Consider the following 17,438-nt stretch of genomic DNA (forward strand, 5'->3'; position numbering starts at 1 on the left):
TCCTTAGGGGTTTCCGTTCATCAGAATCGAATCGGTCTCTAAGACGGAATTTTCCAATACCTCGCACCATTCACCGTCAACCGCTCCCACTTTCGCATCTACCCAAAGTTTTTTTCCGGATCTTATTATATGGATCCTTCCTTTTATGATGGATTTCACAGGGACCAAAAGAGCTTTTTCTTTTTTAGCCACTTCGACAGCTACGTCCGCAGTCATTTCAGGCAAGACCCCTTCCGGCATAGAGTCTACATCTACCGTCACATAAAATTGTCCATCGGATGGATATACTCGATCGATCTTTCCGGTAAGTTTATTACCACGGATGGTTTCAAAACTTAGTTCCGCTTTTTGCCCTGGTCGCATTCTTAATACTGAATCCTGGTCCAAGGAAAGTAAAATGTAGGTCTTTTTCAGGTCCATGATCTTAAGAATAGGAGTGCCCGGCATAACCACCTCTCCTTCTTGAAATGAAAGTGTTGTCACAGTTCCGGAAAAAGGAGCTTTAAATAGGGTGCCGGTATCCGTGTAGAGTAGATCGGAACCTTCTCTCACTTCCTGACCTTCCTTTACATATAACTTTCGGATGGAAGAGGTAACGCCTAACTTTAAATGGTAAACTCTTTCGGATTTTACCGTTCCAAGGGAATAGACCAATTCAACGATCGATCCTACCTTTGGGGAGATCTCTTCTTTTCTTCCTTTCATATACGCATAAGTAAGGAACAAGAACAAAGTTAAGAAGATTCCGGCTGCCGCAAATCTTCGCTTTTTAGAAGAATATAATAATTTTATAAAAGCTAGAAACTTGCTCATTCGGATTTCCCAATCTATCTTATCTCCACTATTTTCTACGATTTTAAGCGCAGTATGTCAACAGGAGATGGGACAAAAGGGGAATCCAGCCGATAATCAGTCCAGTTAAAGGGAAAAAGTTCTCTTTGTTAAGCCGGGATAGCCTTCTCTATTTTTCCTTAGGGACTGCCCAGTAGTAATGTAAAAATTCCTCGTTTAATTTGAATCCAAAACGTTCATAGAGATGTCTCGCGTGGCGATTATCAGGGTGAGTTTCCAAACTCATCCCTTTGCCTCCGTGTTCAATGATATGATTTGCCACTCCTCTCAGGATCTTTTTAGCAGTTCCCTTTCTACGTTCCGTTTCTCTAATGTATAGATCGTTGAGTATATAATCTCTTTTTAAGGATAATGAAGAGAAGACGGGATAAAGTTGTGCGAAACCCAACAGGCCTCCCACGCCTTCTGCTACGATCAAGACTGAGTCCTTATGTAAAAGTCTATCTTCTAAAAACTTTTTTGCCCCGACAGGATCCGAAACAAACCCATAAAACTTACGATAAAGGTCGAATAATTCCGAAAGCTCTTCTAAGTCGGAGCGGCTGGCGATCCTTATACTGATGGACTTTTCTGTTTGCATATTTGTTTTAAGAAAGAGCAAAACAATCCATGCTTTAAAGTCTATTTCGATTTTCTAAATTATATCTTTTCCTATCCGATTTCTTGGACTTTCTCCACCTTTCGAACGTTTCCCACCGATAGGCAGCAACAATCGTTAGAACATACTTCAAATAATACTAAATAGAATGTAGTGAATCCTTTGACCAAGAGCCAAGCCAAAATGGCAAAGTGATCCCCGAAGTTTTGCAATAAAAGTGCCGGTAAAGGAGAAGCTAATGAATTCGCTGCTAAAATTACTCTTAGAGTATTTTCGAGATAGGTTCAGAAAAGCGGAATTCGAATAGATTGGCGGCTAAGACTTACTTACATAGTATTACATCGTTTGTTCAGAAAAGATGGATTTTATCTTTTTTTGCCATTATGATTCTCAAGGAAAGCCTTCGAGAAATTCTGGTATTTCGGTATGGAAAATCCACACCCGGTTTTCAAGATTTCGGCCTACTCCGCTTGACGGAGACAGGTCCCGCTTTCTATTATGTCCCTTGTTATGGAAGACTTTGCCCACCTTCATCTGCACACAACTTACTCTATGCTCGACGGGGCAATCCGCATCAAAGAGCTAATGCAACATGTCAAGGAGCTTGGTATGAGCTCCGTGGCAATGACGGACCATGGGAATATGTTCGGTGCAATCGAATTTTACAATGAGGCGACCAAAGCCGGGATAAAACCGATCATCGGCTGCGAATTTTACGTTTCTCCCAACAGAAAGGCGGAAACGGAAGAATTTAAGATCGCGGACGGAAACGCATACCATCTCATTCTTCTCGCTAAAAACGAAGTAGGTTACAAAAATCTAATAAAGCTTGCAAGTAAATCGTATACCGAAGGTTTTTATAAGAAGGCAAGGATCGACTACGATCTTCTGGATAGAAATAGCGAAGGTCTAATCTGTCTTACCGCCTGCCTAGCAGGAGAAGTGAACCGCAAAATTTTAGAAGGTAAAACTCCTGAATCCTTCCAACTCGCGGGGAAACTAAACGAAATTTTTAATAAAGAAGACTTCTACTTAGAGATCCAAAACCACGGGATTCCGGAACAAGATATTGTCGCGAAAGGTGTATACGATCTCGCTCAAAAGACAGGGATCAAATTAGTAGTAACGAACGATTCTCACTTCTTAAAAAAAGACGATAAGGAAGCCCAGGACATTCTTCTTCGTATCGGAATGAGAAAAACGATCGAAGACGAAATGGAGTTCGGATTCAACCAGCACTTCTACGTAAAAAGCCCTGCGGAAATGAAAGCACTTTTCCCTGAAATCCCTCAGGCATTCTATTCTACATTAGAAGTTCGTGATAAAGTAGATCTTAAATTAAAGTTCGGCAATTATCTTCTGCCTGAGTTTGCTGTTCCGGAAGGTTTCGACGAATACGGTTTTATGGAAAAACTGGTTTGGGAAGGAATACGCCAGCGTTATCCTCAAGTTACTTCCGAGATCAAAGAAAGAGTAGAATTCGAGCTAAACACGATCAAGAACATGCACTTCGCAGGCTACTTCTTGATCGTTCAGGATTATATCAACTTCGCCAAAAAAACCGGTATCCCAGTCGGTCCAGGAAGAGGATCCGCAGCAGGTTCCATCGTGGCTTACGCACTCGGGATCACGAACGTAGAACCTTTACAGTTCAATCTACTCTTCGAAAGATTTTTGAATCCGGACAGAAAGGACATGCCGGATATCGATACGGACTTCTGCGTGGAACGCCGAGAAGAAGTGATCAATTATATCCGCAAAAAATACGGAGAAGATAGAGTCGGTCAGATCATTACATTCGGTTCCTTGGGCGCCAAGGCAGCGCTCAAGGACGTTGCCAGAGTGATGAATCTTCCTTTCGAAGAATCAAATCGACTCACAAGTTATTGTCCTAGCAAACCAGGTATCACAATAGACGAAGCATTGGCGATGTCCGGTGACTTGAAACAAGCCAGTGAAAAAGACGACTTAAACAAAAAGATTTTCGCGATCGCAAAACGTTTAGAAGGGAACCATCGGCAACCGGGACGCCACGCTGCGGGCGTAGTAATCTCTCCTTTTCCCTTGGAAGATGTAGTTCCACTTTCCACTGTTGCGGAGAAGGACAAGCCGGGCGTTCGATCTATCGTTACCCAATACGAAAAAAACAATTTGGAATCCGTCGGCCTGATCAAGATGGATATTTTAGGTCTCAAAAACTTAACGACCCTAAACTATGCGATCAAACTTGTTAAGGAAAGAAGAGGGATCGACTTAGATCTGGACAAAATCCCTCTGGATGATGCAAACACGTACGCATTATTAAGAAAAGCCAATACACTTGGTATCTTCCAATTAGAATCCACCGGTATTACGGATCTTGTCGCTCGAAGCCAGGTCTCCAATTTTGACGAGATCGTAGCCTTGATCGCACTTTATCGTCCCGGTCCAATGGAATCAGGGATGTTAGAGGAATATTTGGAACGTAAGAGTGGCAAAAAACCGGTCACTTATCCACATTCTTCTTGCGAAGTAATTTTAAAGGAAACTTTCGGACTCACCGTATACCAAGAGCAGGTGATGAGTATCTCCCGAGTTGTGGGAGGATACACAATGGGCGAATCGGATATGCTCCGAAAAGCCATGGCAAAAAAGAAAAAAGAACTCATGGATCCGTTGCGGATCAAGTTCATCGAAGGCGCGCAAAAACAAGGCCACGCAAAAAAATTCGCAGAAGAACTATTCGACCAGTTGGAAAAATTCGGAGGATACGGATTTAACAAATCGCACTCAGTAGCGTACGCGTTAGTCACCTACCAAACCGCATATATGAAGGCAAATTATCCGACCGAGTACATGGCTGCATTACTCGCAGGAGATCATTCCAAAACGACCGACATTGTAAAATATATCAATAATGCTCGCGAAATGGGGATCAACGTTTTGACTCCGGACGTAAACGAGTCCGATGTATCCTTCTCCGTAATCGATGACCATACGATTCGATTCGGGATCTCTGCAATGAAAGGTGTAGGAGAGGGTGCGGCAGAAAATATAATCCAAGCAAGAAAGAACCTCGGAGGTTTCAAAAAGATCACCGAGTTTATGACCAATATAGATACTCGAGTACTGAACAAAAAGATACTCGAAGCATTGGTACAAGGTGGCGCCTTAGATTCTTTCGGCTACACTCGAAAATGTCTATTCGAGTCCATGGACAGTCTGGTTTCCTTCGCACAAAAAGAACAGGAAAGATCTAGAGAAGGTCAATTCTCCCTTTTCGGAGACAGCGGCCTCAGCTATGAATTAAAACTCCCTAAAGACGCAGACGAATGGGAAATGGAAGATAGGCTCAGAAGAGAAAAATCGATCACCGGTCTTTTTCTTTCAGGGCATCCTTTGGACAAATACCAAGGTCACTTAAAAAGTCTGAACTCCGTTCCGATCGAAACCTTGGACAATATCAAAGCAGGTAATAAAGTAGAAGTTGTAGGGATTCTTACTTCTTTAAAGATCAAATTCACTAAAAAAAAGGAAGAATTCGTAAACTTTAAGCTGGAGGATCGCACGGGAGAAATAGAATGTGTGGCCTTTCCTAAAGTGTACCAAAAGTTCAAAGAACTCATCAAAGAAGACCAAGCAGTATTCCTAAAAGGAGATCTAGACAGGATAGAAGCCGGAGAATCCGAACTCAGGGGGCAGATCAAAGTAAACAGCTTTGAGATCTTGAACGAAGCAACCATTGAAGACAAGATGGAAAAAGCGCTTCACATCAAGTTAGGAGAGCGCCATAGAAAAATGCCGGATATCATCGGTCAGCTGCATACTTTACTCGCTGCATACCAAGGGAACTCCCAAGTTTATTTCCATCTAATCTCAGGAGACGAAGAGAAGAAGGTGATCCGCGCTCATAATCATTACTCAGTGCAGCCGAATCCTGAATTGATGAATCGATTGGTTACTTTATTGGGAGAAGATACCGTTTTCGAAAGTTTCGGAGACAATGTCAGACTCTATGGAAACAATGGGACCAAACAAGCGGTTAAGATGTAATTTCCAACCGCGCTCAAATTTTATATTCTCAATCACAGATGCTGGAAACATCCCGCTTACTATTAAGAAAATGGAGAAAGGAAGATCTGGAACCTTTTTCCAGAATGAATTCCCATCCGAGCGTGATGAAATTTTTTCCAAAACTACTCGACAAATCCGAAACTGAAAAACTTACCCTTAGGATAAACCGACATTGGGAAAAATTCGGTTTCGGATTGTTTGCCTTAGAAGAAAAGTTATCCGGGATATTTTTCGGATTCACCGGCTTAATGTATACGAATTTTAATTCCTTCTTCACGCCAGCATTGGAGATCGGTTGGAGATTGGATCAAAATTTTTGGGGAAAAGGATACGCAAAAGAAGCAGCGACAGCAGCTTTAAAATTCGGATTTGAAAATTCCCTTTCAAAAGAGATCGTTTCTTTTACTTCTAGGATCAATCATCCATCCAGAGGAGTGATGAATAGTATAGGATTATGTTATTCTGGAGAATTCGAGCATCCCAGAGTTCAGAAAGGTTCTTCACTTAGGACCCATGTTCTATACAGGATCAGTTCGGAAGATTGGAACAATAGAATTTAAACATTACCTTTTCAGAGTCACTAAACTAGCCGAAACTTTTCCAATCCCGCTCGGATCCACTTTTAGATCTCCGCCAGAATGACTTAATAGGTCCCTAGAAAAACGGCTCCAATCCCCTTCCACCAAACTTGCCCCTTCAACTTGTAATTCTAATGTTCTAATCGAAGGATTTCGAAAACTGATCTTCAGATCTTCTACATGATTCGTAACGGATTCGGAAGTTGCCGATACGATCTCTCCCAAAACTAAAAGCAGAAGGTTCGCTTCTTTCACATCTAACTGATAATGTTTCGCGATAGGATCCAAGTTAGGAAGTGCTTTGTATTTAGAAACGATACGATTCAAATAATTTTCGATCACATCCCCGATTGAAACACTCTGGATATGTTCGGCATCTAGTGAAACTGTATGAACGGACGCGAGGGCCAGTATTCTTCTCTCTAAAATCTGTAAAACGTTTCTCGTTTCCATCGAATCTTCAGAATCTTTGAGAAAGGAAACCATCTCCAATATCACTTGCATATTATTTCTGACCCTATGAGACAGTTCCCTCAAAAGAATATCTTTATCCGAGATCAACTTGTTCAGATTTGCACCTATCAGAATCGCAAATAAGGTAAGAACGCAAAGGGATGCAATGGAGTCCGTATAAATTTCACTACCGTTAGATCCGATAGAGACACCCGTCTTCCAAAAAATAAGTCCTAAACAATAGAACATGGCTATTATCGCCATCTTCCGATTGAAAAAATAAAGTTGGAAAAAGACTAAAACAGGAAACCAGACCGCGGCATTCTTAACTCCAGGACCAAAAACAACGCCTAGTCCCAATGCCAAAGCAAACATAAAGGAAGAGAGATAAACCGCTTCTTTGTATCGGGACTTATACAATAAAAAACAACAAAGTATTGAACTGATCCCAGTGACCGTATATCCCGGACGAAATGTATGATTGCCAGTTAAAAACTCGAAACCTAAAATACCGGCGGACATTAAACCGACGACTATCGCGATCCCTAAAAGATATTTTTTCCGAGGTAACCCCGGAATATCCACGATTTCAAACATAAAGACACCTAATCTTCCGAAAGGACCGGATAGAATAGCCTATTGGACGGAGCAGACTTTTTATCCGCAACAAAGCAATTTAAGTTGGAATTCGGAAATAAAGAATAATCTAATTTTTATAATTCGATTAACCGTTAAAGATATACTAACGGATTCGGCTTACGTAGAAAGTGAACGTTTTTTCGGTAAGATTTTGACGAAAGTCCCATGCGAGGACCTTGATCACATTCTCTCCATTTCGAAAATCCAAATGACCAACCAGATATTGATCCTTAAAATATAGTTCTGAAAATGGAAAACCTTCCGAATTTTTCCATTCTCCTTTTTCATAATGTAAATTGGAGAAACTTGCCTTCTTTAATAATTGCCCATTCAGGGAGATCTGGATCTGAGAAACGCCCCTTCTCTGACCCGGTTTTTTACCTGCATCTTGTATCCCTACAGTCACAGGAAAAGCCTTGGAAATATTGATATTATCTCCGTCATTTACCTGGCTGTATTTGTATTCATCATGATGGATGAGTAAATTTCCTATCACTGGTGGGCTTTCGTCGTCCACGATAGGCAAAACCTTCATAGGATCTTGGATAGTCTTTCCGAAGTCTTTTAATAAAACGAAATGTAAGTGGGCGCCGCTAGAGTGACCCGTGTTCCCTGTATAGGCGATCTTTTCTCCCCCGGCGACTAGACGTTCTTCTAAAAGTCCCGGAAAACGACCATCCTTCAAATGGTAATAAGAGGAATACGTCCCATTTCCGTGATCCAGCCAAACTGAGTTACCCGTCCCGAATTCTTCCCCAAAAGGATCGTCTTCACCAAACCGTGAATAGAGGATCTTGCCCTCCGCCATCGCCAAAACCGGCTCTCCCGTTGAAGCGATGTCCATTCCGTTATGAAAATGGTCCCCCCTGGATTCTCCGAACACAGAGGTAACCTTATTCTCGATTCCGTCGGTTTTCACCGGGAAAAGAAAATTTATTACTTTATCGTTTTGCGCAAAGGTGCTTAGATGGAACGCGGCCAAGATAATTCCGAGGGATAAACTACGTCTCATATCGTTGGCTCTCAGGTGCAAGGTTAAATAAAGAATGAATTTGTCAAAGGATAAAACCCTCGACCTAGTTACCCGATGCGGGGAAGGAGACGAGGCCGCTCTCAAGTTATTCTTCGAGTCCTATTCCGAAGATATTTACAATTTTCCGATGAAGATTTTCCACCTCAGTGAAGATGATGCCGGAGACTTCTTCTTATACGCGTTCGAAAGATTGAAAACCGGTGCTAGATTTTCCAGCTTCAAAGGTAAATCAAGTTTTAGAACATGGTTTTATTCCGTTCTACGTAATATGCTCATCGATTGGCAAAGAACCAAGAGAGAGCTAAAGATGACCAACCTTGGAAAGGTCAATAAAGAAGGAAAAGAATACGCCACTATCGAAGACGAACCGGATCTTCGTCCGGATTTAGTGGAAGAAGCCCAGGAGCTTACCAAACATTTCCACCAAGTTTTAGGGGATATTGGAGTTGAGAAGAGGGTAATTTTCAAACTTTCATATATATATTATCTTAACCTCGACGAAGGGGAGATCCAATTCCTAGTCGAAAAAACGAATCTAAGTGTAGAGGATTTAAAAAAGAAAATTTTAGGTCTTCGCTCCGAACTTTCCAAGCGGGAAGAAGAGAATATCCGTATGGAAGATAAGATTACGTCTCTATATTTAAATATTCTGGAATTGAAAGAAAAGCAGACGGCAACTGTTAAAAAAGCCCCTTTACTTCCTCAAGAAATAGATAAAACTTCCCAAGCTCTAAAGAAGAAATACGAACAACGGAAAAAACTCTTAGAAAAGCGCAAAAAAGGCCATTTCCTTGCAAGAACCCCGTACAGAGAGGTTGCAGACCTTTTAGGGATAACCGAGGGAAATGTGAGCGTTACATTACTCAGATTGATCGAAAAAATACAAAAAAAACTCAAATTTTCCGAATTGTCCGAGTAGAAAGAATCGTCATAAAACCTATTGGAGAATCTTACTCAAATGGAATCCAACCACGAAAACCCGGTGTCAGAAATCATCCAGTCACTATTCGAAGGGAAACCAGAAATACTGACTAAACTAGAAAAAGACGCCGAATTACAAAACGAACTTATTAGAATGGAAGAAGCGCTCCAGGCTAGCCTAAAGGCTGCCGGTGAGTCCTACTTCGATTCAGCTTCACGTAAACATTCTTTCCAATCCTTCCAGGAGGATCTGGATCTGAATAAGGCCGAACTAAACGAAGGATGGCAAGCGAAACCGTTTCCTGAATATCTGAAAAGATATGTGGAAATGGAATTAGCCCGTAAGGCACAAGGAAAAGAGTCCATCGTAGTTAAATTAGGAAAATCCGGAGCACAACTTTTCGGAAGCCTGATTGAAACTCTTCAAATCAACACTCGTGTAGATTATGCGCCTGCTATGCGTTCCGCAGTAGCAAAATCGCCGTCTTCTTCCGAGTTCATCGTTTTTGAAGAAAAAATGGATAAGGACTGCAAGTTCACTTACCAAGTCGTACAAGAAACCGACGAAACCGCTTACTTAAGTGTCAAAATCGAATGTCCGAGACCGGAAGATTTCCAAAGAGTAAATCTTTCTAAGGACGGAAGATTCATACTTTCCAACCAATTCAATTCCGAAGGGATCACTAATTTCTCCGGACTGAGAGAAGGAAAGTACACAGTGGAGTTTCAGGGAAAAGACTTGTCTAAATCCATAGATCTCTTTATCCTTTTGGATTAAGAGCGTTGTAATCAGTTTCCTTCCTGCGCTTATGTCACGGCAAGGGAACTTTTTAGGCGCAGTTTTTAGATCCAATGCTGAACCTAATCATAGACAGAGTCGGTGCCGTAAACGTATTCAATATTCTAGATAGTTCCGGCAGCGGATCCGAATCGCATCTTCAGTCCACGATGGACGAAGATCTAATCCTAGAATATATTAAGGAAATTGAAAACTTAGTCCGAGTCTCCGTCGCGATCCACCAAAAATCGGCACAAACTCCGACATTAGAAACAGACATTCTTCATGATCTAAAGATCCTGGGAGAGACTTTTTACGATCAGTTCTTTCCTGCAGCTATCCAAGAAAAACTCAGACTTACTACGGAAAAATACCTTCACTTTAATATAGACCCTAAATTAGGAGTGATCCCGTGGGAACTCCTACATGACGGTACCTGTTTTCTTTCCGATAAATTCTATATAGGAAAAACGGTACGAGGAGAATCCTCCGGCGGTGCCTTCAAAGAAAAGGAGAAGCTCCGAATGCTCATAATCGCCGATCCGACTGAGGATCTAGAATGGGCCCAAAAAGAAGGAGAGCAGATTTTCCGCGTTCTAAGTGAGAAGGTGCCTAGCTCCAGATTAGAGATCGAATTTATAGGCGGACGACAAGTTACTAAATTAAAACTTCTTTCTCTCATCAAAGGAAAGAATATCATCCATTATTCAGGACATTTGTATTTTTCCGATGATCCATTGGAAAACGGATGGCTGATCTCCGAGGGAAAGATCCTAAAAGCAAGAGAGATTAAAAACTCGGGATTTAATACCGATATGGTATTTTCAAACTCTTGCCAATCCAACAAAAGCACCACTAGAAATCTGAACGCAGATCTGATGAATAATTTTGCGGGCTCCTTTTTGATGTCCGGGATCAAAAGTTTTATCGGGACCAACTGGGAAATCGCGGATAATCAGAATACGATCGACTTCACGATCCAATTTTATACGAATTTATTCGCGGATAAAAGTATAGGCGAGTCCTTGTATTTAGCAAAGGAACATGCCAGAAGGAACTACGATCCGAGCGATCTGACTTGGACTAACTATAGTCTTCATGGACAACCGATCATCAGAGTTGTCTCCGATCCTACAAAAGGAAAACCTGTCCATAAGATCATTAATCCTTCTTTAATATTCAAATTTTATCCGAACCCGATCGCGGCGTCTTATTACAAATTCACTGAAAAACAAAAAGAAGAATCACTCACTTCCTATCAGTTAATGGAACATTTGATCTTCGCTTTCGAGGAATTTTCCAAGGTGATCGGAGGGATCCTTTTCAGCGACCACCAGAATCACTCTTTAGGAAAATATATCCCGAACAATCCGGACGACGCGTATAATACGGAAAGATGGTGGGAATTGATGTTCCAATGCCTTCATGATTTCAGAAAACTGGAGATCACTCCTGTCGTTACGGACCTTCCTGAAATACTTTTTGCAAACAAGGATACGATCTCGAAGATGATCCAATGGATCGATCTGTATTCCAAAGGACAGATCCAACCCGAGTCAGCGGACGGATATCTGATCACATTCCAGTATTATTTTGAAAACCTTCTAACGGAGTTGGAAGAATTGGAAAGGATCAGTATCTTCTTAGTTTCTACTAACTCGAACAATCATCTATTCTTCCGCGGTATAAAGCCCGAATCTTCCTTAGTCGCTGCTCCAATGATCAAACAGGATTTTATAGGAGAACAGATCGAAAAGTATAGAGGAAAGGTAATCGTTTTCCACGAAGATAGACTGCAGATCTTCCCTCTGAACTGTAATATTGTAGAAAATCCAGCGACGAAAGAATTAGAACTCGCGTTCTTAGGATTTCTTCCTTCTAGACCCGGGAATCTGCCTCACGGCGGTTTATAAGTGGGTCTTTGCCAACCCTCCGCAGACGTTCCTTTTTCCTGCGGGGCCTGCTGCGGATTATTCAATCTAGAATTAAAACCCGACCAATTCAGGACTCTCCTAAAAGAAAGAACCGAGATTTTTAAAGGATCAGTGGACTTCTCCAAACCTTATACGATGGCGGAATTCAGAAAGGTAAGAGAAGAAGCGGAAAAAAATTTTGTTAAGAAAGATCCTCTCACCTACAACTGTCCTTTTTTAGGAATGCTTACGGAAGAAGTAAACGGCCATTCTCCTGAGACCAAGGTCAGAAGTAGGATCGGTTGTATGATCCATCCGGTTTATACGGGAGATCCACGTAGCCAGAATTATTCCTTTTATGGAGCATCGATCTGCCAAGCCTACGATTGTAGGAACAAAGAAAGGAGTTTCGCGGATGAATGGGAGAGTGTATTCTCCGAATTTTCCGATGATTCTTTTTCTTATTCGGCCCTTTCTTCGGATTATAGAAGTATAGATCTGATAGAAGGTTATCTAACCGAAAAAGGGATCCCTTCTTCCGAATGGTTTACTAACTTTAGGGAGACTATTATAAAGATCCTGAAGATCAAATTCGAACAAAATATCTCCTTGTGGAATACTTCTTTCGAATTGGATATGGAAAGCCCGCCTCCGTTCCCTTATAAGGAAAGATTAGCGAAATGGTTGGGCCTGGAATCGGATGATCCCAGGCTTTAATATATTTTGAAAATCGATTTGGATTGGTGAGGAAGATTAAAAACGAAATATAGTAAGATTCTCAGTCCTTAGAGTTTTTCTTACCGAATTCTTTTTTTGCTTCTTCTACTTTAGAGTTCACTTGGCCGGCTAGTCCTTCCACGGAACGTAATGCGTCTTCGATATATTTTCTAAGATTATTTGCAACTTCGCTTTGGTCTTGAGAACCTTTTGCGGAGAGTTCTTTAAATTCTTTTTCCACTTTTAAAAGAATACTGTCCGCTTGTTCTCTCAGGGTTTTTGCCGCTCCGATCGCGAAATTCAGTGCTTCTTTGATTTCCTTTTCCATGCTTTTGATCCCTATATATTCTATGATGATTATGCGCCGCACAACGGTTTGTCAACAACTTCCCGAAACACCGCGGGCATAAAAAAGGAGTAAGGGGAAATCCCGCTTACTCCTCCGGACAAAATCCGACTTCTTAAAGATCTTAGCCTAACTGAGGTCCAAACGCTGTGAAGTCGAAGTCTTTGGAACCTTCTACATATTTTTTGAAGTTCTCAATAAACATGCCGGCAAGCTTTCTAGAAGACTCGTCATAAGCAGCTTTATCAGCCCAAGCCTCACGAGGATCCAGAATAGCGCTATCCACACCTTCTACGGTTTTAGGATATTCTACTTGGAAGATCGGATGTTTTACAAACTGAGACTTGTCGATGTTTCCGTTCATGATCTCGTCGATAATTTTACGGGTAGAAGGAAGATTCATCCTCTTACCTGTTCCGTAAGCTCCGCCAACAAGTCCTGTGTTCATCATGTATGCGCGAACGTTATGTTTACGCATCTTCTCTCCCAACAACTTAGCATAAACGGTTGGGTGTAGTGTCATGAACGCAGCTCCGAAACAAGCGGAGAAGGTAGCGGTAGGTTCTTTAACACCTCTTTCAGTTCCAGCAACTTTCGCAGTGTAACCGGAAAGGAAGTGATACATCGCTTGTTCGATAGACAAACGTGAAACAGGAGGGAGAACTCCGAATGCATCGTAAGTCAAGAAGATGATCACTTTAGGGTGGCCACCTTTGGAAGGAACTTGGATGTTTTTGATGTGGTAGATCGGGTAGGAAACTCTGGTATTTTCGGTTTTAGCGGCGGAAGTATAATCTACAACTTTCGTTTTTTCGTCGTAAACCACGTTCTCTAAAAGAGCGTCTCTTTTAATCGCTTCGAAAATTTCAGGCTCCGTTTTAGGATCTAGGTTGATCACTTTCGCGTAACAACCGCCTTCGATATTAAAAATTCCGTTATCGTCCCAGCCGTGCTCATCGTCTCCGATCAGTTTACGGTTAGGGTCAGTGGAAAGAGTAGTCTTACCTGTTCCGGAAAGCCCGAAAAACAACGCGGTGTCTCCGTCTTTGTTCCCTATATTCGCGGAACAGTGCATGGAAACGATTCCCTGCAACGGTAACTTATAGTTCATTACGGAGAAGATACCTTTTTTCATTTCTCCGCCGTATTCAGTCCCGCCGATGATGCAGAGTTTTTTTGCCAGGTTGAAGATTACGAATACTTCCGAGTTCAGGCCATGCTCTTTGTATTTTTCGTTCTTCACTCCGCAAGCGTTGATGATAGTGAATTCAGGAAGAAGATTTGCTAACTCTTCCTTGGTTGGACGAATGAACATGTTAGTACAGAAATGGTGCTGCCAAGCTTTTTCGGAAACTACACGAAGACCGATCCTGGTCTCAGGGTTTGCTCCAGCGTATCCGTCGAATACATAGAGTTTTTTTCCGCTCAGGTAATTTACACATTTCTGATAAAGCTCTTCGAAAACCGCTTCGGAGGCTTTAAAGTTGATATGACCCCACCAGATATTCTTGTTAGAAGAAGGTTCGTCTACGAAGTACTTATCTTTTGGAGAACGTCCGGTAAAAATACCGGTATCCACCATCATGGTTCCGTTAGAGGAAAGGACCGTTTCCCCGTTATTCTTTTCGTGTTCGAAAATTTCGTCGTATGAAAGGTTATGGAAGACTTCGGAGGGCTCTATACCGAGCTCCTTCAGTCCCTTCACTTGCGTCTGGGCCTGCATTTGGCTCTCCTTATTGAGATCGTATTTCAATTTTTTTTCGGGTCAGGATACCGTCAATTCGGAACCGGGTCGAATTTTGAGGCAATTCCTAAATACGACCCGCATTCTGTCTCTTTAGCGACCGCTTATTGCTGTTGTTGCTGCTGATCTTGGAAATCTTTACGATTCCCGAAATCTTCACCTCTACTCTCGTTTCGATCGCCTCTTTCTTGGTAATTACCGCGGTTCTGGTTTTTGTTTTGGTAATCTTTACGATTCCCTCTTTCCTCGTTTCCTCGGTCCCCACGATCGTATCTGTTTCCACGATCTTCTCCGCCACGATCGCCTTTACCGCGATTTTCTTTTTCGGGAGCTCTCTCGCCTTTATCGAAGCTACCGCCACCACCGTTTCCGTTAGCCTTGGTGAAGATCATTTTTCCGGCAGCAGTCTGGATGATAGAAGTGACAGTAACCTTCACTTCTTTGCCGACTAGGTGTCCGCCGTTCTCGATCACTACCATTGTTCCGTCTTCTAGATAGCCGATACCTTGGTTTTCGTCTTTTCCTTCTTTGATGACTTGGATAGCCAATTCTTCTCCAGGAAGAACGACAGGTTTTAATGCGTTTGCCAAAGTGTTCAGGTTAAGGACTTTTACTCCTTGGAGTTCCGCGACTTTGTTCAGGTTAAAGTCGTTGGTCACGATCTTTCCCCCGGTGTCTCTAGCAAGTTTGATCAACTTAGCGTCCACTTCTCTAGTGTCCGAATAATCTTTGTATGTGATCTTAACTTCGATGGAACCTTTTCTTTGGAGTTTGTTCAACATCTCCAAACCGCGACGTCCTCTGGCTCTTTTGATCGGATCGGAAGAATCGCTGATAAGCTGGATCTCTCTTAACACGAAGTTAGGCAGAATGAGAGGACCATCGATAAAATGTGTATCAGCAATATCTAATATTCTTCCGTCGATCACGACAGAAGTATCCAGAATTTTGTCCCGTACTTCGTCTTTGCCGATGGAAGCCACGCCGAATGGATCTACTAGAGAAGTAGGTCCACCCCCGCCTCCGCCGAATATGGAAAGGCCAGGTTCTTTAGCGAATGACTTACCTGCTCTAGCTCCGAAAAGACCTAGGATCAGATACAATGCAAGATTCAATTCCTCAAAACGAATAATCGTTCCAATAAACCAAGCGAGTGCGAAGCCCAAAAGAGCACCCACTCCTACACAAAAAATAACGTCTCCGCGAAGTTTTGGAAATAGTTTAGTTTCACCGAACAAAAGTACGAGAGAAATTACGAGTACAAGCCCCGCACTGGAGCCTGAGAATACAAACTCTTGGGTTTGTTTTTGCGTCACAAAGAACGACACTAAGGAGAGTAGGACGGCCGTTAGACCTTTATAAAAATACGCCATAACTCAAATCCTTTGATAATAGATTCGAGTTTTATCGGAAATTATTCTTCGTCTATGTCGACTGCTGCCACGGGAACTCTTTCTCCCGGAGCGAATGTACTAGCTAGAACATCTGACACGAGATTCCCTGCTTCTTCTTGGGAAACTCCTTTGCTTAGGGCGACTTCCATCTTAACTAGATTGTACGCGCTTTCGTACAATTTACGTTCCATGATGGACAGTTCTTTACCGTTTGCCCTGCGGAATAAATTCCTGCACACATCCGCCACTTCGAAGATCGATCCGGACTTTATTTTGTTCAGGTTGTTTTGGTACCTGATCTTCCAGTCCTCCTCAGTATCGACCTCGTCTTTCTTGAGTAGATTGATGACTTTTTTAATATCCTTCTTGTCGATAATGGGTCGAATTCCGACCTGCTTTGCTTTATCGACCGGGATCATCACCTTCATCTTGCTACCCTGGATTTCCATTACGTAGCACTCTTTTTTCTTTCCCAGGATAACCTTTTTAGCGATTTCGGTGATTTCACCTACCCCGTGGATCGGATATACGACGTAGTCGCCTACGCCATGATCGTAGCCAGATTGTTTCTTTTTGCCAGCCAATTAGTATTAAGACTTCCGTTAAAACTCTGCTCAAAAATATAGCAAATTTTGAGGCAAAGTCAAGGAAAAAATGAGTAAACGCTCAAGACTGAACTTTATCCGAAAATTCGGATCAAAATTGAAGTTTGTGAATGGAAGTTTTGTGAAAAATCGGATCATTCAGAGGACGAATGGATTCCAGAGCCTTGGTGGCTTCTTCTTTTCCGTAAAAATATCCTAGGAATAATTCTCCGTCTTTGGATCTGAAAAATCTTCCTTGGAACTCAGGTCTTGCTCTTAGCAATTTTTTTCCAATTTCCATCGCTTCTACCGAATCTTCGGTCGGGATAGATAGGAAATAATTTTCCTTATCCGATCTAGCGGGATATTTGAGTCCTGGATTCCGATTAGAAGTGGAGGAAGAGGAAGTTTCAGCAGATCGTTCGCTTGCGTTAGAATTCGTGTTTTCGGAGGAAGAATTTTCTCTCTCTTCCACCGATTGCTCGGTTCTTACGTTTTTCCCTGTATTATAAAAAGACTGAGTTTCGTTTTGAGCAAAGGCTTGCTCTTTCTGATCCAATCTGAGACCGACCACTACCCCACCCGTAAAAAGAGAAATAGCCCCTACTAAAACCAGAAAGATGGATCTTGAGCTCGGAAAAGAGCGGATGGGAGAATTTCCCCCTCTCACATGCTGGATGGTTTGCACGGTTGGGAAAGATTCACCCTGACGCGGAGCCGGTCCTCTGGTTCCGGATTGTCTCAGTCTTCTGGAATAATCTATATTTTGCATATTGTGTCCGGGAAAACTAGTCTCTTTTCAAATATCGGCAGGATTCGCCGTTTCTTTGCAGTT

The 17,438-nt window shown here is 42.2% G+C and carries 15 protein-coding genes; 6 read left to right on the forward strand and 9 right to left on the reverse strand.

Annotated features, from left to right (window positions below; genetic code table 11):
• Window positions 1–3: 3 nt before the first annotated feature.
• Complete coding sequence (locus AB3N61_RS16020; RefSeq protein ID WP_367898074.1) at window positions 4–813, reverse strand: efflux RND transporter periplasmic adaptor subunit; 810 nt, start codon at window positions 811–813, stop codon at window positions 4–6.
• 148 nt (window positions 814–961) lie between these two features.
• Complete coding sequence (locus tag AB3N61_RS16025) at window positions 962–1,432, reverse strand: GNAT family N-acetyltransferase (RefSeq protein WP_367898075.1); 471 nt, start codon at window positions 1,430–1,432, stop codon at window positions 962–964.
• Window positions 1,433–1,960: 528 nt separating this feature from the next.
• On the opposite strand from AB3N61_RS16025, the gene dnaE reads away from it, so the two are divergent.
• Together dnaE and AB3N61_RS16035 are read left to right on the forward strand one after the other, a co-directional pair.
• Window positions 1,961–5,482, forward strand: a complete 3,522-nt coding sequence (dnaE, locus tag AB3N61_RS16030; RefSeq protein ID WP_367899107.1) for a DNA polymerase III subunit alpha — start codon at window positions 1,961–1,963, stop codon at window positions 5,480–5,482.
• 38 nt (window positions 5,483–5,520) lie between these two features.
• Window positions 5,521–6,063 carry a GNAT family N-acetyltransferase gene (locus AB3N61_RS16035; RefSeq protein WP_367898076.1) on the forward strand — a complete coding sequence of 181 codons (543 nt, stop codon included), beginning with the start codon at window positions 5,521–5,523 and terminating at the stop codon, window positions 6,061–6,063.
• A 3-nt stretch (window positions 6,064–6,066) separates the two neighbouring features.
• On the opposite strand, the gene AB3N61_RS16040 is transcribed toward AB3N61_RS16035, so the two are convergent.
• Together AB3N61_RS16040 and AB3N61_RS16045 are read right to left on the reverse strand one after the other, a co-directional pair.
• Entirely contained in the window at window positions 6,067–7,131 is a 1,065-nt protein-coding gene (locus tag AB3N61_RS16040) for a histidine kinase dimerization/phosphoacceptor domain -containing protein (RefSeq protein ID WP_367898077.1), read from the reverse strand.
• A 145-nt stretch (window positions 7,132–7,276) separates the two neighbouring features.
• Complete coding sequence (locus AB3N61_RS16045; RefSeq protein WP_367898078.1) at window positions 7,277–8,185, reverse strand: M23 family metallopeptidase; 909 nt, start codon at window positions 8,183–8,185, stop codon at window positions 7,277–7,279.
• 34 nt (window positions 8,186–8,219) lie between these two features.
• Between AB3N61_RS16045 and AB3N61_RS16050 the strand changes: the two genes are divergently transcribed.
• The 4 genes from AB3N61_RS16050 to AB3N61_RS16065 all read left to right on the forward strand — a co-directional run bounded on the left by AB3N61_RS16050 (window position 8,220) and on the right by AB3N61_RS16065 (window position 12,535).
• On the forward strand, window positions 8,220–9,125 hold the full coding sequence (locus AB3N61_RS16050) for a sigma-70 family RNA polymerase sigma factor (protein ID WP_020769274.1): 906 nt from the start codon (window positions 8,220–8,222) through the stop codon (window positions 9,123–9,125).
• Between the two features lie 39 nt (window positions 9,126–9,164).
• Window positions 9,165–9,905, forward strand: a complete 741-nt coding sequence (locus tag AB3N61_RS16055) for a hypothetical protein (protein WP_020769387.1) — start codon at window positions 9,165–9,167, stop codon at window positions 9,903–9,905.
• A gap of 74 nt (window positions 9,906–9,979) precedes the next feature.
• Window positions 9,980–11,818, forward strand: coding sequence for a CHAT domain-containing protein (locus AB3N61_RS16060; protein ID WP_367898079.1), 1,839 nt, complete (start codon window positions 9,980–9,982; stop codon window positions 11,816–11,818).
• The gene (locus AB3N61_RS16065; RefSeq protein WP_367898080.1) at window positions 11,819–12,535 is read left to right on the forward strand and encodes a hypothetical protein; all 717 of its coding nucleotides are present in this window, start codon (window positions 11,819–11,821) and stop codon (window positions 12,533–12,535) included. It begins immediately after the preceding gene.
• Between the two features lie 61 nt (window positions 12,536–12,596).
• On the opposite strand, the gene AB3N61_RS16070 is transcribed toward AB3N61_RS16065, so the two are convergent.
• The 5 genes from AB3N61_RS16070 to AB3N61_RS16090 all read right to left on the reverse strand — a co-directional run bounded on the left by AB3N61_RS16070 (window position 12,597) and on the right by AB3N61_RS16090 (window position 17,375).
• Complete coding sequence (locus tag AB3N61_RS16070) at window positions 12,597–12,863, reverse strand: phasin-related domain-containing protein (RefSeq protein WP_020769229.1); 267 nt, start codon at window positions 12,861–12,863, stop codon at window positions 12,597–12,599.
• A gap of 142 nt (window positions 12,864–13,005) precedes the next feature.
• Window positions 13,006–14,604, reverse strand: coding sequence for a phosphoenolpyruvate carboxykinase (ATP) (gene pckA / locus AB3N61_RS16075; RefSeq protein WP_020769306.1), 1,599 nt, complete (start codon window positions 14,602–14,604; stop codon window positions 13,006–13,008).
• A gap of 125 nt (window positions 14,605–14,729) precedes the next feature.
• Window positions 14,730–15,998 (reverse strand): PIN/TRAM domain-containing protein, encoded by a 1,269-nt coding sequence (locus AB3N61_RS16080; protein ID WP_020769422.1) that lies wholly within the window; start codon window positions 15,996–15,998, stop codon window positions 14,730–14,732.
• A gap of 41 nt (window positions 15,999–16,039) precedes the next feature.
• Window positions 16,040–16,603: a CarD family transcriptional regulator gene (locus AB3N61_RS16085; RefSeq protein ID WP_008593510.1), complete on the reverse strand. Its 564-nt coding sequence runs from the start codon at window positions 16,601–16,603 to the stop codon at window positions 16,040–16,042.
• Between the two features lie 112 nt (window positions 16,604–16,715).
• Window positions 16,716–17,375, reverse strand: a complete 660-nt coding sequence (locus AB3N61_RS16090) for a hypothetical protein (protein ID WP_367898081.1) — start codon at window positions 17,373–17,375, stop codon at window positions 16,716–16,718.
• Window positions 17,376–17,438: the final 63 nt, after the last annotated feature.

The organism is Leptospira sp. WS58.C1 (assembly GCF_040833995.1).
GTDB lineage: Bacteria > Spirochaetota > Leptospiria > Leptospirales > Leptospiraceae > Leptospira_B > Leptospira_B cinconiae.